Below are 22662 nucleotides of genomic sequence, written 5' to 3'. Positions count from 1 at the left end.
CAGTCTCAAACTAAATTGAATTCCAGGGCGAACGAATGAAGATTTCCCGTCAAGCCTACGCCGACATGTTCGGTCCCACCGTCGGCGACAAGGTGCGCCTGGCCGACACCGAGCTGTGGATCGAAGTGGAACAGGACTTCACCACTTACGGCGAAGAAGTGAAATTTGGCGGCGGCAAAGTCATCCGCGACGGCCAGGGCCAAAGCCAGCTGCTCGCCGCCGAAGTGGTCGACACGGTGATTACCAACGCACTGATCATCGATCACTGGGGCATCGTCAAAGCTGACGTCGGCCTCAAGGACGGACGGGTCGCCGGCATCGGCAAGGCGGGCAATCCGGACGTGCAACCGAACGTGACCATCGCCATTGGCGCCAGCACCGAAGTCATCGCTGGCGAAGGCATGATCCTCACCGCCGGCGGTATCGACACCCACATCCACTTCATCTGCCCGCAGCAGATCGAAGAGGCATTGATGAGCGGCGTCACCACCATGATCGGTGGCGGCACCGGACCGGCCACCGGCACCAATGCGACCACATGCACCTCCGGGCCGTGGCACCTGGCGCGCATGCTCCAGGCCGCCGATGCCTTCCCGATGAACATCGGCCTCACCGGCAAAGGCAACGCCAGCCTGCCCGAGCCGTTAATCGAACAGGTCAAGGCCGGTGCCATCGGCCTCAAGTTGCATGAGGACTGGGGCACCACGCCGGCGAGTATCGACAACTGCCTGAGCGTCGCCGACCGGTTCGACGTGCAGGTGGCGATCCACACCGACACCCTCAACGAGTCCGGTTTCGTCGAAGCCACCCTCGCCGCCTTCAAGGGCCGCACCATTCACACCTATCACACCGAAGGTGCCGGTGGCGGTCACGCGCCGGACATCATCAAGGCCTGCGGCTTTGCCAATGTGCTACCCAGCTCCACCAACCCGACACGGCCGTTCACCCGCAACACCATTGATGAACACCTGGACATGCTGATGGTCTGCCACCACCTCGACCCAAGCATTGCCGAAGACGTGGCCTTCGCCGAAAGCCGAATCCGCCGCGAGACGATTGCCGCCGAAGACATCCTCCATGACCTCGGCGCGTTCTCGATGATCAGCTCCGACAGCCAGGCCATGGGGCGGGTCGGCGAAGTCATCACCCGCACCTGGCAGACTGCCGACAAGATGAAAAAACAACGCGGGCCGCTACCCGGCGATGGTGCAGGCAACGACAACTTCCGCGCCAAACGCTATATCGCCAAGTACACCATCAACCCGGCGATCACCCACGGCATCAGCCATGAAGTGGGCTCGGTCGAAGTGGGTAAATGGGCAGACCTGGTGCTCTGGCGCCCGGCGTTTTTTGGCGTGAAACCGACGCTGATTCTCAAGGGTGGTGCCATCGCGGCCAGCCTGATGGGCGACGCCAATGCCTCGATCCCGACGCCACAACCGGTGCACTACCGCCCGATGTTCGCCAGCTACGGAGGTTCGCTGCACGCCACCAGCCTGACCTTCATCAGCCAGGCGGCGCAGGATGCAGGCTTGCCCGAAGCCCTGGGTTTGAAAAAGAAAATCGCGGTGGTCAAAGGCTGTCGCGACGTGCAGAAAACCGACCTGATCCACAACGACTACCTGCCGAACATCGACGTCGATTCGCAGACCTATCAGGTCAAGGCCGACGGTGTGTTGCTATGGTGTGAGCCAGCGCAAACCTTGCCGATGGCCCAGCGTTATTTCCTGTTCTGAGCCGTTTGTTGCACCACACACAAAGGCCTCGCACCCAGGGTGTCGAGGCCTTTGTTTTTTCCGTGATTATTGATCGGCCCCAACCCGCAGCCGGTCCAGCCTGGCCCGCGTCATCGCTTCTCGGGTCAGGTTTTTCAGCTGCTGCGTGATCTGTCGGTCGATGTCATCCATGGCTTGACCATACGCCTCTTCAGTCATCAGCCGACCATCCGCAAAGTCAGTTTCAGGTTTGTCCAATTCGCTGCACAGCCCCTTGATTTCCAACTCCACTGCAGCCTTTTCCTCGGTGGTGAGCCGCGTACCTTCGGCCCTGCGCTGCAACGCATCCTGCAAATCGGTGGTGGCGTCGATCCGGCGTTTCAAGCCATTCAATTCCTCGCTGTAAGTCGATTCCAGCCAGGACTTCCAGAGCGGTTGCTCAAAGACCCGGTCGATCAGCAGATCACCCTCCTCCAGCGCCTTGATCCGCTGGAGCGCTGCCTCGATCATCTCTTTGCTGACCTCGGCGATGCTGCGAAACTGCATGCCCCGTGCCTGCCACGGCAAATCCAGGCGCTGCGCCAGATCGGTCATGTAGGCCAAGTGCACTTCCACTTCATCGATAGTGCCGGTTACTTCGCCATCGGCACCGGCCCGACGGAACTGTTCTCCCTTCGCCAATCGCTCAGACACCCGGTGACGGGCGATGGCGCCGAGTTCATCGAGCCGGGATTTACCCAGGGCCAGCTCAAGCAATTGCGTCTCGACCAGATCCACGCGCACGAGGGCGTAGGCCTCGTGAACCATCACTTGCACGCCCATGGCATTGAACAGTTGCGTCCCGCCATCCACGCATTCGGTGGGGGTTGCGGCTTCGTTGAACAACTTGATGCGCAGTTCAGTGTCGCTGGCCATGGCCTCAAGCATGCGCCAGACCTTGGCCGTAAGCTCTGCCTGATAGGTGCCGCCGGCCTTGAAGTCGGCGGATTGGGTGAGCCTGCGGATTTCGTTGAAGAACGGCACTGAATCGAATTCATCCTCGACCGCGTTCCAGACTTCCTGTTTTGCCTGCCATTGCCGCTCAGACATGCCCGTCGCCCAGTCTGAACTGTCGAGTACGCCAAGGGGCGGATAAGGACGCTCCGGGTCCATGCCGACCGACTCGATGTAAGACTTCAGGATGTCGAGATTTTCCGGCGAAATCCAACGCGGATCCCGGCTGATCACGGTGCGCGCCAGCAACTCTGCGCGAAATGAACCGGGCGCGACGTCGGGTATCCGGTTGATCGGGTTAGCGCTCAGATCAAGATAGATAGCGCGCGGTCGCGACTGCGAAAACAGCCCGACAGGCCAGCTGTCCAGCCCTGTTTCGCGCAACAAAAGCACCTGTAAATGCGGCATTCGGCTGATGTTCGGAATGAGCTTCAGGGGGTTACCACTCAAGCGCAGGGACGTCATGCGCGTCAGATTCTTCAGGCGATCTACCGCCACTGCATCCAGTTCAATTTTATTGCCGTCAAGAAACAGGTGGGTGAGATGACGCATGTCCCCCACCGCTTGCGGAACGGCCGTCAGCAGATTGTCTTGCAGATTGAGGTAGCGCACCTGATGGAACGAGTCGAGAAACGACATGTGTCCGGAGCGCAACTGCCCACCGCGCAAGCTCAGGCCGGTGACATGATCGAACTTGGCCTCCAGCCTCGGCAAGGTTTCCAGCAGCTGGCTCAACTTGGGAATGTTGTCCAGTTTCAACGCTTGGGGCCGCACGATGCCGGAAGCCTCGATGCCCTCCGGCCCGGTGCGCTGCCAGCATTGCCTGAGCGCTTTGTAGATGTTGTTTCGCGCATGCCACTGCGCCACGCCCGCCGGGCTTAAACGAAAGGACTCGGTCGGCGAGTTCATCCAGCGTTGCATGGCGTGGTTCAACTGGTTGAACTCGGCCTCAAGCACCGCCAGTCCTTCATGCGCCGCACCTTCGCCCTGACCGAAGTCCGCCAGCAGCGTCTCGACCTCCTCCGAGGTAAAACCCGGATACAGTGCGCGAGCCCGTCGCCGCAAGCCCATGCCGCGCGGGACCTGTTGCGCATAACCCGGCATACCGCCGCGCAAGCGCATGACGCTCGGGTCGTAGGACGGTTTGAGCAAGGGGTTGTCGCGCAGGATCGGCTCGAGCACAGCTCGGTCCAGTGGCTTTTTCTTTACCGCCTGCTCAAGGCCTGCCGCGTCATGGATTTCAAAACCCAGGGCGGCGCGCTCGGTGTCGGGCAATGCGTGCAGCACGGCGGCATATAGATTGTCCGCGCCGTGCAGGTGTTGATCGCCTGCGTCCCGCGCTTCATATCGGCCATTTTCACTGCGGATCAACACTTTTCGGGTCGGCGCGTCGTCCGGGCCGATGCTGTCGTGCAACGTCCCTGAAAAAGAACGTTCGCGAATTTCCAGACGCAGATCCGAGGGCCAGCCCGACAGGGCTGCCAGAGAGCGCAGCTCCAGGCGCTCGGTGTCGGTGTTGTGCAGCTCGCCGAGGTACAGGCCTTCATACGCTCGCGCCACTCGCAGCTGGTGCGCCGCTTCCCAGGCCTGTTGGGACAACCTCAAGGGCACGCGCTGTTTCTCGGCCCAATGTTGCAGGTCCGAAGGGTGTGCTTGCTCCACAAGCGCTTGCGCCACGCTGGTGGAAAGCGACGACTCGTGCCCCTGGAGCAAGCTCACACGGGGATCGTCTGCACGCTCCCGACGCTCGTACAACTTGTCGAACAAACGCCTTTTGCTGCCCCGCGCCTGCTCGGCCAGGCGATCGCGCAAGGCCTTGGTGCGCGCCGTTTTGTCTCCGGAAAACCACTGCCCCAGCATCTCGCGAAGGGCCTGTTCATCCAGAAACCCGACCACACGTGCAGGCAGCGCACCGGCGAGTAGATCCTGCCAGGTCATCTGCAAGGTATCGGTGGGCACCGCGTCGGCATAGCCCTCCTTGATCGCCGCCCCCGACAGGCCCGGCCCCTGGAACACTTCGATGGCCTTGCCCTCGGGCCAGCCCGGCAACTCAGTCATGAAGCGCACGGCAAGATCGGCCCATTCCTGGCCGACCCGGTCGGCCAGGATCTGTTCTGCGCAAGCTTCGGCGTCGACGTACGCCTTGAAGCGCTTGAGGGTATCGGTCAGCAGCGCGGGCGGGGTTTCGTGCTCCACATGCAGCCGGCGCAATGCATTTTCGTGAACGCCACTGACGGTCAGGATCTGCTCCAGTGTTTCATCGGTGAATCCATCCACCGAAGCGCCCAGACGCTTGAGCAATTGACGCCGATCCCATTCCAGCGGTTGATCGAGTTCGGTTTTCCACAGGCCGGCACCGTTGTGCTCCAGCAAGGGCTGATAGGCATCGGCTCGCGAAGGGTGTTGCAGGCGATGCTCGCCAGTGTTCGGGTCCTGTTTGACTTCGTAGCATTTGTCGTCGAGGCGCAGCAGGTCCTGATCCTGGTGCCGGTACAAGCCTTTTTCACCGACGACGCCATCCTTGGGCAAGGTGACCGATTGTTGATACGGCGTCAGGTCCGGATTCCACAACCGCTGCTTGCCGGCGACTTCCACTGGCTTGAGCCCTTCGACAAAGGGCGAAACCTTGATCGGCGTCAACTGACCGCCTGGTAACCCGTGACCGGCGCCCATCAGCGCCAACTGCGCAAAGTTGATCAGCACACCATTGAAGTAGGCAGAGGCCTCTTCCTTGTCGCCTTTGCTCCAGTCTTCGATGCCTTCGGCCACTTCGGCGAGCATCTGCGCAATCATGATGCCCAGCATCGCTTCGCCCAGACCGGGCACCAGCATCGCGGCGAAATTGAACAGGTTCCAGCCAATGTTCAGGTAACTGGTCAGGCGTTTGAAGCGGGCGCTGGCGTCTTCATCGTCGGTCGGCACCGCGATGCGTCGGGCATCGGCGACGGCCTTGTCTCGGCGCTCAACGAACAATGTCACCCACAGGTCGCCCGTGATCTGATTGGTAATGGGCTCTGCATCGGGATTCTCGACCGCCGTTTCACGCCACCATGGCCCCATGTCCAATGGCTCGCGTTGCTGCCAGGTAAACGTCTTCAGACGTTCGTTGACCCGGCTGAAAAACAGCCCCTTGTCCTTTTGCGCCACGAACCGGCTGAAAAACGCCTGGTACTGCGTGTCTCGCAGCTGACCGATCAGGGTTTTCATGAACGCGGCCAGCGAGGGGTACTCCTTGAGCGGATGTTGCGGATCATCCGGTACATAGGCGATCACGTGGCCGGACAAACGACTTTGATGGTAGATGTCGTCGCGGCGCAAAAGCTCATCGTTGAGCCCCTGCGGCCCATTGGCGAAAAACGCCTGCAGCAATTTGAACCGCTCGTACTCCGCACCAGGCAATATCGAGAGGCGCTGCGACCATTCGCTCCAGAACTTCACTGAGTCGGGGGTCAAGGCATCGATCGCCTGCTTGATCTGCGACGGATCGCTGACGGCACTGAACAGCACGATGCCCGTCAACCGAAAGCCCATCAGCGACAATCGGTGGCTATGCAGCGGCCGGTCGTACAGCGTGGTATCGGCCTTGCTCTCGCGTATCTGCCCGAGTTTGCCGTAGGCATGGTCGCTGATATCGCCTTTCAATCGGGCGACCAGTGACGCCACCTGAAAAACGGCTTTTTCACTGGCCACCGACTCGTCCTGCAAGGCGCGTCGCGCTTCAGTTGTGGTCGGCAGCAGGATGGATTTGATATGCCGCTGGTACTGTCCGCCAATGTCGAGGCTGCGGCACATCGATGCAAACCTGGGCAAGGGAATCGCGGTCTCAAGCGCGAGGCTGCCGCGCTCATCCTTACGATAGATACCCGAACTGCTGCGCCAGGCGTCTTCGGTAGTTTCTGCTTCCTCAAAATTGTGCAACGCCGCTTCCAGCAACGTGGACTGTCGAACGCGACTGGCCCCGGTATCAATGACAAAGGCAATTTTACTGGGTACTTCAAGTTGCACGCTGAGCGCGTCGATGTTTTCCACGGCCTTGAAGTTCGCCTGCATCGACGCATTGAGCAGCGGTGTGGCGAAGGCATTGATGTCGTGTTGCAAATCGCCCAGGGACTTGTCCAGCACGCCTTGCAAGCGTCCTTGTTCTTCAATCAACTCCTTCAGATATTGACGGTCGACTTCCCGTGCCGCGCTGTACCACTCGGGCATCTCAGGCCTTGGTTTTCCGAGGGTTTTCATTCTCGACATCGACGCCTTTTTTATCGCGTCGGGTATGGCGCCGAGTACACGATCGTAATGAACGCCGTTGTTTGGGGCGGGCGTTTCCAGCGAGCTGCTTCCATGCAAATCAGACACTGTTTTTTCACCTTGATGGCTGGGTTGGAGCTAACAGACTTATCCACCCACGCCTGAAACAAAAGTCCAAATTACTGTTGGGCCAAGGCTGAAAAAAGGCACGCAAGGTTCGAAAATCAAGGAGCCATCGATAGATATGTACCACCAGAAATGCCTCCGGTTATGCCGCTGCATGAGCGGTCGTGTTTTTTCCGGCAAAGGGACTACTATTCGAATCGCTGTCCCCGATTCATGCTCAGGTAACCGCCATGCGTCTTTCCGAATTCATCGTGTTACATGTTGATCGCATCGTCGATGAGTGGGAGCAGTTCGCCATAACCATCACCCCGGCCGCCGAAACCATGGACAGCGCTGCCTTGCGCGACCATGCCCGGTCGATCCTGCTGGCCTCGGCGCGGGACATGTGCAAACCCCAGACACCTGCCGAACAGGCGGCCAAGGCGCGCGGCGAAGGACCGGAGAAAACCCCCAGCCTCGACGAGGCCGGTGCCAGCCACGGCGAACTGCGCCATACCGTGGGTTTTGATCTGGTGCAAATGACCAGTGAGTTCCGTCACTTGCGCGCCTGTGTCATCCGCCTGTGGGTCAACAGCCTGCAATCGCCTGACCTGGCCTACTTCCAGGACATGATCCGCTTCAACGAAGCCATCGACGAAGCCCTGGCGGAGTCCACGGCCACTTATGCCGAGCAGGTCAATCGCTCTCGGGACATTTTTCTGGCGATCCTCGGCCACGACCTGCGCGCGCCCCTGCAGGCGGTGAGCATGTCCACCGAACTACTGCTGCGCAAAGCCGTGCTCGATGGTGATGCGCTCAAGTGCGCGGTCAATATCCAGCGCAGTACCAGGCACCTGGCGGTGATGGTCGGGGACTTGCTGGAACTGGTGCGCAGCCGCCTGGGCAAGCGTCTGCCGATCGAGCCGGCGCCCATGGACCTGGCCGAAGCGGCGCGCGAAGCGATTGCCCGGGCCAGTGCCGGTCAACCGGAATGCGAACCGACCCTGGATGTACAGGGTGACACACGTGGCACCTGGGACCTGCGCCGGCTCGATCAGATGCTGCAGAACCTGATCGGCAATGCCTTGCAGCATGGTTCAAGCAAACGCGAGGTGAAGTTGACTCTCAAGGGTGAGACCGACAGCGTCCGACTGACAGTGCACAACGACGGAGCCCCGATCCCCTCCGATGCGATCCCGACCATTTTCGACCCGCTGGTGCGCAGCGCCAGTGAAGAGCTCGGCGAGCCTACTACCAGCCTTGGGTTGGGGTTGTTTATCGTCAAGGAAGTGGTCGACGCCCATGAGGGGACGATTGAAGTCAGCTCCGGCGAGATTGATGGCACGACGTTTACCGTGGTGTTGCCCAGAAAGGTCTGATGCTTTTGTGACGAGGGGGCTTGCCCCCGTTCGAGCGCGAAGCGGTCGCAGAATCGGCGAATGTTGTGTGTCAGGCGATTGGCTGTGAGTGGCTTTTGGGGCTGCTTCGCAACCCAACGGGGCGGTGCGGCGGTCCGACAAGCCCCCTCGCCACAAAATCAGTGTTTGTGCTTGTTGGAAATCATTCCACCACCAACCGCCCCAATCGCTGCTTGAGCATGCGGTTCTCGGCCCGCAACTGCTGGACTTCTTCAAGCAGATCCAACGCCAGGGCCACCCCTTCCCATTCCAGGTCCAGATCGCGCCGCAGCTTGGCGGCGCGTTTGGCCAGGGTCAGTTCGTAATCGGTGAAGAGCCAGTCCTTGGGCACGCTGCCCTGAGGTTCGAGGATGCCGTGCTCGACGATTTCGATCACGTAGACGTCCGACAACTCGGTCGCCTCACAGAATTCGGCCATGTCCAGTTGAACGATCAGGGGACTGCTCATAGTCAGTGACTCCTCGGTTCCAAGGGATCAGAAATGCTCTCGCGGGTCGAAAGCGGCTTTTTTCGCCAGCTCCTGCCACAGGGCCTTGATGTCCTCGTCGGATTTCTTCGGCATCACGGCCTTCAACTGCACGAACAGGTAACCGCGCTCACCGGCCTTGTTCATCAGGCCATGGCCCTTGGCGCGCATGCGCTGGCCGTTCTGGCTGCCGGCCGGGACCTTGAGGTTGATCTTGCCGGTGAGGGTCGGCACGGCGACTTCAGCGCCCAGCGCCAGCTCCCACGGTGCCAGTGGCAAGGTGATGATCAGGTTCTCGCCTTCGACGTCAAACTTCGGGTGCGGTGCAAAACGGATCGTCAGGTACAGGTCGCCATTGGCCCCGCCGCCCACGCCCGGAGCGCCCTGCCCCTTGAGGCGAATGCGCTCGCCGTCGCTCACACCGGCCGGAATCTTCACGTTCAGGCTTTTGCTGGTGTTGCTCACATGCTGGCCGGCCGCGTTGTACTGAGGTACCTGGAAGGTCACCTTCTTCGACTCGGTCGACAGCGTTTCTTCGAGAAAAACCCCAAGCTCCATTTCCACGTCCTGCCCTCGACGTCCGGTGCTGCGACGCGACTGTCCACCACCACCAAAACCTGGCCCACGGTTACCGAAGATCGAACTGAAGAAGTCCGAAAAATCGCCCGTGTCCTGGCCACCGCCACCGAAGCCACCACGGCTCTGCCAGCCCGGAGGTCCCTGGAACGGTTGGCCGTGCTGGCCATAGCGCCGCAAGTCATCATATTCGGCACGTTTGTCGGCGCTTTTCAGCGCTTCATAGGCTTCCGAGGCATCCTTGAACCTGGACTCGGCATCCTTTTCCTTGCTGACGTCGGGGTGGTATTTGCGCGCCAGCTTGCGATAGGCGGCCTTGATCGCCTTGTCGTCTGCGGTCGGCTCCACACCGAGAATCTTGTAATAGTCTTTGAAGTCCATCGAGGGAATCACCATCCGTTATCAGAATCGCGCCGCAGGCCACAGCATGCGCTTGTTTGCAGCCATTGGTTTGACCGATCTCAAGTTTGTGACCGGGCGGCGCAGCAGAAGTTTATCGGCAGCAGGCGGGGCTTCTTGCGAGCACTCCCGCGGCTGTCCGGTTGATGCAGGGTAGTTTGGGGGGGATGCCTCATCTTTCAAGGCATTGTCTGCGAAGAATTAGCAGATAACCGGCCTTCGAATCTGGCGCGCTCTGGCATACACTGCGCGGCCGTTTTTTAACCGGAACCTGAAAGACATGAACAACGCATCTCCAGCCCGTGCCTTGGGTATCGACTTTGGCACGTCCAACTCCACTGTCGGCTGGCTGCGCCCCGGCGTGGAAACGCTGATCGCGCTGGAGGACGACAAGATCACCCTGCCGTCGGTGGTCTTCTTCAACATCGAAGAACGTCGCCCGGTGTACGGCCGGCTGGCGCTGCACGAGTACCTGGAAGGCTACGAAGGCCGCCTGATGCGCTCGCTCAAGAGCCTGCTGGGTTCCAAGCTGATCAAGCACGACACCAGCGTCCTGGGCACGGCGATGCCGTTCAAGGACCTGCTCGGGCTGTTCATCGGCCAGCTCAAGAGCCGTGCCGAAGCGTCCGCTGGTCGGGAGTTCGAAGAAGTTGTACTGGGCCGCCCGGTGTTTTTTGTCGACGATGACCCGATGGCCGACAAGGAAGCCGAAGACACCCTGGTAGACGTGGCGCGCAAGATCGGCTTCAAGGAAGTCTCGTTCCAGTACGAGCCGATTGCCGCCGCGTTCGACTATGAGTCAACCATCGAGAAAGAAGAGCTGGTACTGATCGTCGACATCGGCGGTGGTACCTCCGACTTCTCACTGGTGCGCCTGTCGCCGGAACGTCGGGGTGTGGATAACCGCCACGAGGACATCCTCGCCACCGGCGGTGTGCACATCGGCGGAACCGACTTCGACAAACAGCTCAGCCTGCAAGGCCTGATGCCGCTGTTCGGCTACGGCAGCCGCATGAAGAGCGGCGCCTACATGCCGACCAGTCACCACATGAACCTGGCGACCTGGCACACCATCAACTCGGTGTACTCGCAGAAATCGCAACTGGCCCTGGGCAGCATGCGCTATGACATCGAGGACACCGGCGGCATCGATCGCCTGTTCAAGTTGATCGAACAGCGCGCCGGACACTGGCTGGCCATGGAAGTGGAAGAAACCAAGATCCAGCTGACCCACGCCGACAATCGCCACGTGCCGCTGGATCGCATTGAAGCGGGCTTGAGCGTGGACCTCAGCCGTGCGCTGTTCGAGTCAGCCATCGACAGCCTGCTGGAGCGGGTGCGCAACAGCGTCACCCAACTGCTGGCAGACGCCGATGTGCGGGTCGATCAGGTCGATACGGTGTTTTTCACCGGTGGCTCGAGCGGGATTCCAGCGCTGCGCAACAGTGTTTCGGCGATGTTGCCGAAGGCGCGGCATGTGGAAGGGAACATCTTTGGCAGTATCGGTAGCGGTCTGGCGATCGAGGCTGCAAAACGCTACGGTTCGATGGACTGATCCAAAATCTTTGGTGCGCCCTTCGCGAGCAAGCCCGCTCCCACATTTGACCGTATTCCATCTGGAGGAACTCGGTTGAATGTGGGAGCGGGCTTGCTCGCGATGGGGCCAGCTCAGTCAACAAAGATCCAGCGGATCAAACCATCCCCACCTGCTTCAACTCACTCTTGAGATACGCGTAGTAAATCGGCCCCGCCACCACCCCCGGCAGGCCGAACGCGGCCTCGAACACCAGCATCGCCAGCAGCAACTCCCACGACTTGGCACTGATCTGCCCGCCGACGATGCGCGCGTTGAGGAAGTATTCGAGCTTGTGGATAACAATCAGGTAACCCAGCGCCGCCACAGCGACCCAGATCGACAACGACAAACCGACGATGGTGATCAGGGTGTTCGACATCAGGTTGCCGATCACCGGCAGCAGGCCGAGCAGGAACGTCAGCACGATCAGGGTTTTGGTCAGCGGCAGCTTGATACCGAACATCGGCAAGATCACCGCCAGGAAAATCCCGGTGAAGACGGTATTGAGCAAGGAAATCTTGATCTGGGCGAACACGATGTTGCGAAACGCCTGGACCAGCAGGTGCAGACGTTCGAACAACGCCGCGGCCAGCGGTTTGCGCTTGGTCAGGTCCGGCACGCGCTGCAAGGCAATGATCGCCCCCAGCACCATGCCGATCAGCAAGGTCACGAACATGTGCGCCGCGTCCTTGCCCACCAGTTGCAAATCACTGAGGTGTTTGCTGACCCATTCGCCAATCGCCACGCGGAACTCCGCGGCACTGGCCGGCAGATAGGCGTCGATGAACGGCGGCAATTGCCCACGCGCGCGGTCGACCACTCCCATGAATTTGTCGAGGGACGCGCCGGGGTTTTCCGCCTCGTGCAGCAGGAAGCTGAAGGCACCGGCAAAGATCAGCGACAGCACGCTGACAATCAGAGTCCCCAGCAACGCCACCGCCAGCCAGCGCGCACGCCGGCCTTCGATCAGCCGTTGCAGTTGCGGGGTGAGCATGTTGACCAGTTCGAACACGAGCAACCCGGCGAGCAGGCTGGGCAGCAAACGCAGCGGCAGGACCAGCAGCAGTCCGCCAAAAATGATGACCCAGCTGATGACCAGCAAGACTTGACGCTGAGAAAACGTTGGCATACAGCCTCAAAAACGAACGGCGTAAAAAGGATTGGCAGTCTGCCAGCGATCCGGTGCGAGCACTAGGGATTGTGTGGGGCGACCTTAGTGGTGGTTCAGGATTTCTTGCAGCACCTTCTGCGGCCCCATTGTCGGAGCGCCGCCCGGAGCAGGCTCGCTCCCACAGTGGAACTGAGTACACCGGACAAATGTGGGAGCGAGCCTGCTCGCGATGGGGCCAGCTCAGCCACCACTGTCCTTGAGTCGATCTTATTTCTTCTTCAGGCAATCACTCATGAACGCCTTGCGCTCATCACCCTTCAAGGCTTTGGTGGCCGCATCGGCATTGCAGGTTTTCATTTTCTCTTGCTGCGGGGTCAAGGCTTTGCTGGCACCGTTGGCCGCCGGGGTGGCCTTGAGGCAATTGCTCATGAAGGCTTTGCGCTCATCGCCCTTGAGGGTTTTTGCAGTCGCCTCGGCGTTGCAGGTGGTCATCTTGTTCTGTTGGTCTGTGGCGGCGAAGCTTTGGGAACAGAGCAGCAAACCGATCATCAACAAAGGGGCACGCATTATCTTCATGGAGTTTTCTCCGTGTCGCCGCATCGAGAGATGCGGCCTCCACGAGGAGTGTAGTCAAGCCTTGTTACACCTTCCTCCAGACATAAACGATCATTGCGCCGGGGACTCAGCCGCAGACTCTTCAGCCAACACATCCTTGAATGCCTGCTTATAGCCCGCAAAGGCTGAAATCCGTTTTTCGATCACGGATACGGGCAATCGCTCGAACGACACTCCGACTTCCCCCGACAAACCAAATTGTGTTCCCAATAGCTTTAATGAGGTGAATTGGGCATAAGCCCCCGACTTGTACAGTTTGTTCATTTTTATTTGCCTGAAGGTGTTGTCCCGGGAAACCTCCGGCAACTCCGCCCGTCCCGCCGGCACGTCGTTGATAAAGGCAAAGTCTGCGCTGGCGGGGCCGGGCTCAAGTGTTGCAATGGCCGGCAGTTCGAACTTGAAATAGCCCTTGTCCGCCGTATGGGCGGTTGGGAACTCCGGCCACGAATCGGCAACCACCAGTTGCTTGAGATCGGTCAAGTCATCGCCAATAACCACGTACTGATGATCGAATGCGGTGGCTTTGACCAGGTGGATCCGCGAGGTTCTCGGTTGGCTGGCCAGCAGAGCGAAGGTCACCTTGGAGTTTTCCGAACAATTGCCTCCCTTGATTTCAATGGCTTTACGCGCATGTTCGGCGATAGACATCCGTGCAGTGAATTGACCTTCCTGCAGATCCAGTCCTCGCAGCCCCTTGATTTTCGCGATCGCCGAACCACCCTTTTCCCAGATGCTCGGCAACTGGTTGCCCGATAACGGCAACAATTCCTTGGCCCGATAGATGGCGCGCTGTGCCTGGCGCAAGTTGGCCATGACCTGGGGCGTCACTACGGTCGGCTGCGCTGCCGCCGAAACACCCGAATCCAGATCACCTGCATAGCGCTGTAATGCAGCCCAAGGCTCACTGGGCGGCATGTTATTTTCCCTCACTGCACGTTGCAGCGTCTGATATTCGTCGAGACGCCCGGTTTGCTCGAGATTGCGCGCACTGGCGCCCAGATGGCGCTCGGAGTCCGTGAGCACCACTAAACCGTCCTTAGTGAACAGCCGTTGGATCAACGCGTCGTACTGTGCAGGCGACATCAGTTTTTTCAGATCGGGCAACACCTCAATGCTTTGGACCGTGCGCAGATTGGCCTCGTGGCCCTCGGCGTTCGCCTTCACGAATCCATCCCAGAGCGCGTCCTGGCAATCGATCGGCATACTGTCAACCATCAACTTCAGGCCGCGCAGGTAGTTGTATTGTTCAAACGCAGGGATGCTGGGATGGAAGGCGCAACTGACAAACTCGTTGAAGTCTTGCTCGACGACTTGCAACTGCGCTAACTCCCCCGCCAGGGTGGGAGCCCCCCCACGCAGGCGCATGATCGCAGGATCAAACGTCGGAATTTTCAACTCCGGTAAACCGGAAAGAACACTTAACAGCCTGTAGGGTTTCAGGGCATGGTCGCGCAATGCCGCCTTGAGGACCGGACCCTGACCGATATGAATCTGCAACGCATCACGCTCGGCATCGGGTAATGCCTGCAAGATCGAGGTAAACAAATCACCGCCCGAATGCAGGGCATTGCCTTGCTCGTCGCAAGCCTGGAACACCCCGTTGTCGCTCACGACAAGCGTACGCCGGATGGCGGCATCCTCGGGGCCGATGCTGTCCAGTTGTCGGCCATCGAAACGGTAGTGACGCAGCTCGATCCTCACATTGGCATTCCAGCCAGGCAGGTTTTCCAGGGAATGCAACGCCAAGGCGTCGAAGTCCGGATTTTCGACCGAGTCCAGATAAAAACCCTCATACGCACGGCTGATCCGTACGTCCCTGAGCGCCCAATCGGCGCACCCTTGCAGTCGCTCGGGAAGCCTGCGCAGCTTAAGCGCCTGCAACTCCTCCGGGCGCGCCAGCGCGACCAGCTCTTGTGCAACGACACCGGACATTCCTGGAACCTCGCCCTGGATGAACCTTGCCTCGGCACTGACGGCTTGCCCGACATCTCGGTAACGTTTTTCGAACAACGAGGCCTTGCGCCGCTCTGCCAATTGCGCGAGTTGCCCCCTCAAACGCATGGCATTTTGTGTGCGGCTGCCGATCGGTGCATCAGGCTCGTCACCCAGCAGTTGCCGGGTCTCGGCATCATCGAGAAGCAACAGCAAGGTGTCGATCAGGTCGGTATCCGCCAATTGGTCCGTAGAGAAAGAGACAGGTTCGTCATCGGCCCCGATGGCGTACAGCACTCGTCCATCGGCCCCCTTGAGTTCAATCGCTCTGCCGGGCCACAAGCCGTCCAGCAGTTGAAACTGCCAGAGCGGGTCGGCCTGCAAATAGTCCTGTGCACGGGTGCTGCCGATGTTTTGGATGAAGGTGTGGATATCCCGGTCGATCCTGAACCGGGTCACCGTATCGCTCAGCAAAGGGATTGCCCGTTCGTTATCGGCGTACATGCGTACCAACGCACCGATATCGGCACGGCTGACTGTGCGAATGTCGCCGAACTTGTCGGTCAACCCCTCCACCGACGGACCGAGTCGCTTGATCAGCGCATCGGCATCCCAGGTGTGAGGTGTTTCACCCTCGATTACAAAAGCGCCGGTGCCGTTACTCTCCGCCACCGGCTGATAGGCCTCGGGACGGGTCGGATGCTGAACCCGGTGCTTGCCGGTTTGCGGATCGAACTTGAGTTCGAAATGATCATCGTCCAACGACAGAATCTGCCGGCCCTGATGCTGATGCAGACCGTAAACGTCAGGTTTGGAATCCGTCGCCAGACGCAGGTTTTGTTGCCGGTACGGCTGCAGATTTTCCCCCCATAGCCGCTGCTCACCGTTTCTGAGCGTGACTTGACGGGCGCCTTCGAGGAAGGACGACAACCTGGGCTTCACCACTTGAGTGGCGATAGCACCGCCCACGGCAAACGTGCCCAACTGAATCAGGTTTTCAGCGACGCCGACCAGATGCTCCGCCGCTTCAACGTACTTGCCCTGGGCGAGTTCAACGACACCTTCCACGACCCCGTCTACTAGTTGATAGGCGATATACCCCAGCATGAGCTCCCCGAGCACCGGGACAAAGGGGGTCACGACGAGCAAGGCAACCTGCATGATGTCGAAGAGCATTTTTTCCAGGTTTTCGATCCACGCCCAACGTGCGGCGCTGTCCGCATCGGCGGTGATCACGGCCAGCGCGCGCCCGTCGGCAAAAATCTTGTCAACTTGCTGCTGATAGAGATAAACCCACGGATCGCCGTTATAACGGTTGACGGTATCGTTTTCGAACGATACCGCGGCTATCCGCAAATCGGGGCGATCGACTTGAGTTTCGCGCCAGGCAGGCAGATTGGAGCCCGGTTGTGTGCCGTGGTAAGTGATTTCCCACAGTTTCGCGTTGAGCGCGGCGAAGAAATGACCACGCTGGCATTGATCCACGAATCGACTGAAAAACGCCTGATAGCTGCGCCGGGAAGCGCCGGATGCCTGATCGTTACCCCGTAACTGGCGAGTCAGTTCGAGCGCGAACTCGGCCGTCGAGGCATACTCTTTCAGCGGATGCTCGGGATCGTGCGGTACGTAGGCAATGACGCGCCGGACATTCGCACCGGGGATATCGAGATCGGCGGCGATCAGTACAATCCCGGTCAGACGGGTGTCGAGCATGCTCAAGTGGTAGAAACGCACGGGAGCGCCATCCCACACCAGTCCCTTTTTACCCAGGACCATGTTCAACACGGTCAGGTAGGCCGGTGCCCCGATGTCCTTCTTCATCAATGCCAGATGTGCTGCAGCTTTCATGGCGCTTTTCTGACTGGCGACGATCCGGTGCTGCACCGCCTCCCGAGCCATGGCACCTTCGGGAGCCAGATAACTTTCCAGATATTTTTTATATTGGGACCCGATATCCAGAGTTCGGCACAGTGTCTTGAACTGCTCGATCGTTATTCCCAACTTCTTTATTTCAAACCGCCCGATTTCGTCGGGCTTAGTAATAAATGCAGAGTCGCTGGTAAATACTTCGCCCTCGGCAAAATTTTGCAGCGACGCGTTAAGTAACGAGACAGTTCGACTGCCGACACCGCCGGTGACATTGAATGCCCAGGCGGATGTTTTAGCCGGAAAATACAAACGCAGAAAAATTTCACGAACATCGACCACTACACCGAATTGCTTCTTGAGGGCGTTGGTCAGCAGTGGCTGGGCAAAGGACTCGGCATCTTGCAGCTTCCCGAGCATCCGGTCGACCTTGCTCTGCGCCTGCCAACTGAGCTTTGTGGCTTCTTTCGCTGCCACATGTTGCGTGTGGGACGCCGTTTTGCTCCAGGCGGGAATAACTTTGGGTGTGTTGCGTAAATCACCCATCCGCTGAAGAGATGAGTCGACAATCCAGTCGGGAATGGCGTTTTTGATAAAGTTGTAGTGAATACTGTGCTCTTGTTCTACATCGGGATAGTCTGGCCCACTCGCAGACTTCAACAACAAATCTTTCACAATTATTACTCGCAAACTTAGAGAGAGAGGTTCAAAGCCTACAGTGTCCCAATTCTGTTCCCATGAAGTTTGTTTCGGATAATGCCGTATGAAAATTCTTAACGAGTGCGTTAAAACTTCTTGTTGCGTCGATAGTAGTCGGGCGTGCACCCGGCCTGACGCTGGAACATCGCGATAAACGCCGAACCGGTGCTGTAGCCCATGTCGAAGGCGATTTCCTGAATGCTGCGATGGTTGTCCAGTGCTTCAATCGCGGCCAGGAATCGCAGACGCTGGCGCCACTCACCAAAACTCATGCCCAACTCGCGGACAAACTGCCGCGCCAGGGTCCGTTCACTGACGTGAACCTGCGCCGCCCAATGCGCCAAGGGCCGGTTGTCACCGGGTTCGGCTTGCAGGGCCTCGCATATGCCCAGCAGTCCCGGTGTGCTGGCATAGGGCAGGTAACACTCATGCACCGGCGCCTGTTGCAACTGATCCACCAGAACCTGAGCCAGGCGTTTATCCGCGGCCTGCTCGGGAATCTTGACGTCACGGACGGCGAAGTCCTTGAGGATCGCCTTGAGGATGTCACTGATGGCGAGCGTGCAGGCCTGTTGTGGCAGATCCTCGCAGACCGCCGGCGCCAGGCAAACGGCACGGTAGTTGATCGGCTGGTGGCTGTAGAAGCTGTGCTCGATTTCGGGGGGCACCCACACCGCGTATTGCGGCGGCGAGAGGAAACGGCTGCCGTCGACGTCCATGTGCAACACCCCGTGGGCCGCATACTCCAGAGTGCCCCAGGGATGACGGTGCGCAGCGGCGAATTCGTGGGTATTGAAATCGGCGTAGCGGAAGTACACCGCCGAAGGCAATTCGCTGAAATCCAGCAGATCGATGTGTTTACTGCTCATGCTGTCCGTCATCAGGGGCCGGTTGTCTGGATCGAAGTATAGGCTTGCATCCAGACAAGCGGATAATTGCCCTTCATTAACGTTCTGGTTTTTCCCGATGCAATACGCTTATCCCCTGCTGGCCATTTTTATCTGGGCCGGCAACACCGTGATCACCAAAATGTCGGCCGGGGCGATCTTCCCCGCCGAGATCGGCTTCTACCGCTGGCTGCTGGCCGGGTTGCTGTTCACGCCCTTCATGCTCAAACCGGTGCTCGCCCATTGGTCGCAGATCCGCCCGAAACTAGGCAAGATCTTTGTCCTCGGTGTTCTCGGCATGGCGGTCTATCAAAGCCTGGCGTACTTCGCCGCGAGCCTGACCTCGGCTACCAACATGGGCATCATCCTGTCGCTGATGCCACTGATGTCGCTCGCCATGGCGATCATCAGCCTCGGCCAGCGCCTGACCATGGGTGCCCTGGCCGGTGCGGTGCTGTCGTTTGCAGGTGTCCTGGTGGTGGTGTCGGCCGGCAGCCTTGGCACATTGCTCGAACACGGGGTCAACCTGGGCGACGCGATGATGCTGATCGCCACCCTGGCCTACGCGGTCTACAGCACCCTGTTGAAAAAGTGGCAACTGAAACTGCCGCCGCTGGTGCTTCTGTACCTGCAGGTACTGGTGGCCGTGGTGGTGCTGTTCCCGCTGTTCATCGTCTCACCGAAAGTCGGCCCGACCCTGCAGAACATTCCACTGGTGCTGTACGCCTGCCTGCTGGCTTCGATGGTCGCGCCGCTGGCGTGGATGCAGGCCGTGGTGCGTTTGGGACCGAGCCGGACCACGCAGTTTTTCAATTTGCTGCCGCTGATTACCGCATTGATTGCGGCGGTGGTGCTGCATGAGCAACTGGCGATGTATCACCTGGTGGGCGGGGTGTTGACCTTGGGTGGGGTGATCGTTTCCGAGCGTTGGACGACGGTGTTGGGGCGCAAGGTCAGTGTTGCCTGATCTGACGCCATCGCGAGCAAGCTCGCTCCCACAGGTGTTGTGTCGAACCCGTCTGTTGCGAACGACCGAAAACCTGTGGGAGCGTGGCTTGCCCGCGATGAACGATAATGCGGACTAGAGCCCGGCCGCAGCTAACCGCGCCGCATGCTCGACAAACAACCGGATCGGCTCAGCCCCCTTGCCCACCAGCCCCAGCGACTGGTTGACGATATCGAAGTGATCCAGCGGATACTCATCGCCAATCACCGTGCCCAGGTGCGAGCTGTAGCGCCCGACCATGCCGTCGCAATGCCCGGCTTCGCGGACGAAGGTTTTAGCGAATAACCGACAGCTGCGGTTGGTGCCATCCAGCAGGTTGCGCCCGCGATCGGTAATGCCCGGTTGCAAGGTGCCGGACCAGGAGTAATAGCGCACGCCGTTGACCTCCTCCGGCCCATGACCGCCCCAGGTGTCGGGCAGCCCCTGTGGATAACGCTGGTTGAACAGCGCGACGCCAGCGCTGGTGAGGGAGTGATGGGACGCACGGATATCCACCGGCAGCTTCGGCCCCCGGTAACCGGTATCCAACAACCCCATCAGCGCGCCGACGATCCGTAGCAAAAAGCACAGCAGACGACCACGGACGCTCTCGTGGGGATAATGTTCGTGCAGGTAATCGGCGAGCTCCGAACCGTGGTTCGGCCCCGCCACCGAGGTCACCGATGCCACCAGGTCCGGGCGCTTGGCCGCTGCATAACGGGCGGTCAGCGAGCCCTGGCTATGGCCGATCAGGTTGACCTTGTCGGCCCCGGTTTCCCGCAGGATTTCTTCGATACGCGCCAGCAATTGCTCGCCGCGCACTTCGTTCGAATGAAGCGGCGAGACCTGCACCGCGAACACCACCGCTCCGCCGTGGCGCAACGCCTCGACGATCCCGTACCAATACGGATAAAGCACCAACCGGATGAACCCGAGCATTCCCGGGACCAACACCAGCGGGTAGCGCGGGGCAGAACCTTGCGACATGGGCGGACATCCTTGTAGTCGGGCGGTGACGCAAGGCTGGATGCAAGACATCCGCCAAGCATCACCAGCGAAGATGACAAGTCTATGTCATCCGCCCTACTTCAACCCTACCACGCCCGCCACGATCAGCCCGACCGAGACCAGCTTGATCACGGTCAGGCTTTCACCCAGCAGCGCGAAACCGAGAAACACCGTGCCCAGCGAACCGATGGCGGTCCAGATCGGGTACGCAATGCTCACCGGCAGCTCGCGCATGGCCAGGGTCAGAAAATAGATCCCGCCCACAGCGGCCACTACGGTGACCAGCGAAGGCCAGAGCCGGGTGAAGCCCTCGGCGTACTTCATGCCCATGGCGAAGGTGACTTCGAACCCGGCGGCGACCAGCAGAAACAGCCAGGCCATCTAGAACTCTCCGGCCAGCGCCAACAAGCACTGCTCAGCCTCGGCGGCAGAGATTTGAAAGCTGCGCTCGGCGGACTCCTCGCCCTCGGCAGCCACTACGGTGACGTCCGTGATGCCAATGAATCCAAGCACCGTACGCAGTAGCGTGTCGGCATGGTTCATGGCTTCCAGCTCGCCGCCCGGGCCAAAACCGAAGCCGCCACGGCTGGTGATGATCAGGGCTTTTTTGCCCTGCACCAAAGGTTGGTACTGGGCCACGCCATTGTCCAGGGTGTGATCGAAGGTCACCCCCACCCGCACGATCTGATCGATCCAGGCTTTCAAGCCGCTGGGGACGCTGAAGTTGTGCATCGGCGTGGAAATCAGCAACACATCGTGGCCCAGCAGTTCGCCGACCAGCTCGTCGCTGAACGCCAGGTCGGCCTGCATCGACAGTGGCCGGGCATCGGGCTCGGGGTAAAACGCGGCGGCCACGAATGCCTCGTTGACCGGCGGTATCAGCGCCCGACCGACTTCGCGCCGGGTCAACTGCGCGTGTGGATGACGGGCCTGCCAGGCCGCCAGAAACACTTCGGCCAAACGCCGGGAGTGCGAACGATCACCACGGGGGCTGGCATGAACGGCAAGAATTTTACTCATCTGTCTCTCCTCAGGGCTAAACTCAAACGGCTTGTGGTTTGCAGCTTGAAGCTCACTACCGTCCTAGCTCAAATGAGCAGAAATCAGTCTGGATGAATCCATTTCATCCATGGAGTGTTCAATGTTCGCCTCGTTGCCGCTGACCGCCCTGCGCGCGTTTGAATCCGCCTCACGCCTGCTGAGCTTCAAGGCTGCTGCCGAAGAACTCTCGGTGACGCCGACGGCGGTGTCCCATCAGATCCGCTCCCTGGAGAGCTGGCTCGGCGTGCCGTTGTTCGAGCGCCTGCCACGCCAGGTGCGCCTGACCGAATGCGGCGAACGGCTGTTCCAGAGCCTGCATGGGGCTTTTCTGGAAGTGGCGCAAAGTGTCGATACACTGCGTCCGCAACGCAGTGGCGCCAGCCTGACGGTTTCCACCACCGCCGCCTTCGCCGCCCTGTGGCTGGTGCCACGGTTGGGACGTTTCTACGCCCGACACCCGAATGTCAACGTGCGCCTCGATACCCACTGCGAAGTCATCGATCTGCATCAGGACGCCAGTGTCGACCTGGTGCTGCGCTACAGCCTCGATGATTACCCCAACCTGTACGGCCAGTGCCTGTTCGATGAGTCCTTTGGTGTCTACGGTTCGCCTGAACAAGTGGCCCTGGCGTCGAGTCGCACCCCGACACTGATCAGCGTGCGTTGGCACAACTCCAAACTCTATGCCCACGGCTGGGAGGCCTGGTGCGCTCGCTCCGGCGAAACCTGGCTGAGCGGTCGGCCCGCCGTGCGCGAATACGACGAAGAGCATTACGCCCTGCAAGCGGCGATTGCCGGCCAAGGCCTGGTGCTGGCAAGCAATATTCTGGTGTCGGAAAGCGTGGCCAGTGGTCTGTTGTTGCCGTACCGGGGGGAAATCCAGGTCGATGGAGCCGGCTACAGCGCACTGTGCGTGCCGGGGCGTGAGCGACATCCACCGGTGCGGGCATTCTTTGGGTGGTTGCGTGAGGAGGCGTTGGCATCCGGTCATTCGTTGCGATGAACCCTCATCGACTGTCGATGTA

The 22662-nt window shown here is 59.8% G+C and carries 15 protein-coding genes; 5 read left to right on the top strand and 10 right to left on the bottom strand.

The features are described from left to right. The first annotated feature begins 35 nt into the window (after nt 1–35). Entirely contained in the window at nt 36–1736 is a 1701-nt protein-coding gene (ureC, locus tag KGB20_RS18265; RefSeq protein ID WP_150813583.1) for an urease subunit alpha, read from the top strand. Nucleotides 1737–1802: 66 nt separating this feature from the next. On the opposite strand, the gene KGB20_RS18260 is transcribed toward ureC, so the two are convergent. After that, nucleotides 1803–7061, bottom strand: coding sequence for an NEL-type E3 ubiquitin ligase domain-containing protein (locus KGB20_RS18260; RefSeq protein WP_154910366.1), 5259 nt, complete (start codon nt 7059–7061; stop codon nt 1803–1805). Nucleotides 7062–7309: 248 nt separating this feature from the next. On the opposite strand from KGB20_RS18260, the gene KGB20_RS18255 reads away from it, so the two are divergent. Then, nucleotides 7310–8437, top strand: coding sequence for a sensor histidine kinase (locus KGB20_RS18255; RefSeq protein ID WP_150813585.1), 1128 nt, complete (start codon nt 7310–7312; stop codon nt 8435–8437). A gap of 181 nt (nt 8438–8618) precedes the next feature. Here KGB20_RS18255 and KGB20_RS18250 read toward each other — a convergent pair whose 3' ends face one another. Together KGB20_RS18250 and KGB20_RS18245 are read right to left on the bottom strand one after the other, a co-directional pair. Next, complete coding sequence (locus tag KGB20_RS18250; protein ID WP_154861105.1) at nt 8619–8924, bottom strand: chaperone modulator CbpM; 306 nt, start codon at nt 8922–8924, stop codon at nt 8619–8621. Nucleotides 8925–8951: 27 nt separating this feature from the next. After that, nucleotides 8952–9899 (bottom strand): DnaJ C-terminal domain-containing protein, encoded by a 948-nt coding sequence (locus KGB20_RS18245; protein WP_150813586.1) that lies wholly within the window; start codon nt 9897–9899, stop codon nt 8952–8954. A gap of 298 nt (nt 9900–10197) precedes the next feature. Here KGB20_RS18245 and KGB20_RS18240 point away from each other — a divergent pair, with 298 nt between their 5' ends. Then, entirely contained in the window at nt 10198–11472 is a 1275-nt protein-coding gene (locus KGB20_RS18240) for an Hsp70 family protein (RefSeq protein WP_008001051.1), read from the top strand. Between the two features lie 136 nt (nt 11473–11608). On the opposite strand, the gene KGB20_RS18235 is transcribed toward KGB20_RS18240, so the two are convergent. The 4 genes from KGB20_RS18235 to KGB20_RS18220 all read right to left on the bottom strand — a co-directional run bounded on the left by KGB20_RS18235 (nt 11609) and on the right by KGB20_RS18220 (nt 18585). After that, the gene (locus tag KGB20_RS18235; protein ID WP_056725372.1) at nt 11609–12622 is read right to left on the bottom strand and encodes an AI-2E family transporter; all 1014 of its coding nucleotides are present in this window, start codon (nt 12620–12622) and stop codon (nt 11609–11611) included. 249 nt (nt 12623–12871) lie between these two features. Then, nucleotides 12872–13180, bottom strand: coding sequence for a PsiF family protein (locus KGB20_RS18230; RefSeq protein ID WP_150813587.1), 309 nt, complete (start codon nt 13178–13180; stop codon nt 12872–12874). A gap of 90 nt (nt 13181–13270) precedes the next feature. Next, nucleotides 13271–17692 carry a dermonecrotic toxin domain-containing protein gene (locus KGB20_RS18225; RefSeq protein ID WP_223508069.1) on the bottom strand — a complete coding sequence of 1474 codons (4422 nt, stop codon included), beginning with the start codon at nt 17690–17692 and terminating at the stop codon, nt 13271–13273. Nucleotides 17693–17802: 110 nt separating this feature from the next. Beyond that, complete coding sequence (locus tag KGB20_RS18220) at nt 17803–18585, bottom strand: AraC family transcriptional regulator (RefSeq protein WP_150813588.1); 783 nt, start codon at nt 18583–18585, stop codon at nt 17803–17805. A 97-nt stretch (nt 18586–18682) separates the two neighbouring features. Between KGB20_RS18220 and KGB20_RS18215 the strand changes: the two genes are divergently transcribed. Further along, on the top strand, nt 18683–19570 hold the full coding sequence (locus KGB20_RS18215) for a DMT family transporter (RefSeq protein ID WP_150813589.1): 888 nt from the start codon (nt 18683–18685) through the stop codon (nt 19568–19570). 114 nt (nt 19571–19684) lie between these two features. Here the strand turns inward: KGB20_RS18215 and KGB20_RS18210 are convergent, their stop codons facing one another. From KGB20_RS18210 to KGB20_RS18200, 3 genes are all read right to left on the bottom strand, one after another. Continuing rightward, nucleotides 19685–20575: an esterase/lipase family protein gene (locus tag KGB20_RS18210; protein ID WP_154861107.1), complete on the bottom strand. Its 891-nt coding sequence runs from the start codon at nt 20573–20575 to the stop codon at nt 19685–19687. 96 nt (nt 20576–20671) lie between these two features. Beyond that, nucleotides 20672–20977: a DMT family transporter gene (locus tag KGB20_RS18205; RefSeq protein WP_046039891.1), complete on the bottom strand. Its 306-nt coding sequence runs from the start codon at nt 20975–20977 to the stop codon at nt 20672–20674. Further along, nucleotides 20978–21616 carry an FMN-dependent NADH-azoreductase gene (locus KGB20_RS18200; RefSeq protein ID WP_154861108.1) on the bottom strand — a complete coding sequence of 213 codons (639 nt, stop codon included), beginning with the start codon at nt 21614–21616 and terminating at the stop codon, nt 20978–20980. Between the two features lie 109 nt (nt 21617–21725). Here KGB20_RS18200 and KGB20_RS18195 point away from each other — a divergent pair, with 109 nt between their 5' ends. Then, nucleotides 21726–22640: a LysR substrate-binding domain-containing protein gene (locus KGB20_RS18195; RefSeq protein WP_174245500.1), complete on the top strand. Its 915-nt coding sequence runs from the start codon at nt 21726–21728 to the stop codon at nt 22638–22640. Nucleotides 22641–22662: the final 22 nt, after the last annotated feature.

Source organism: Pseudomonas sp. BF-R-30 (assembly GCF_019956175.1).
GTDB classification, from domain to species: Bacteria; Pseudomonadota; Gammaproteobacteria; order Pseudomonadales; family Pseudomonadaceae; genus Aquipseudomonas; species Aquipseudomonas jessenii.
Note: the sequence above shows the minus strand (reverse complement) of the source record. Positions and strands in the feature narration are given on the sequence as shown.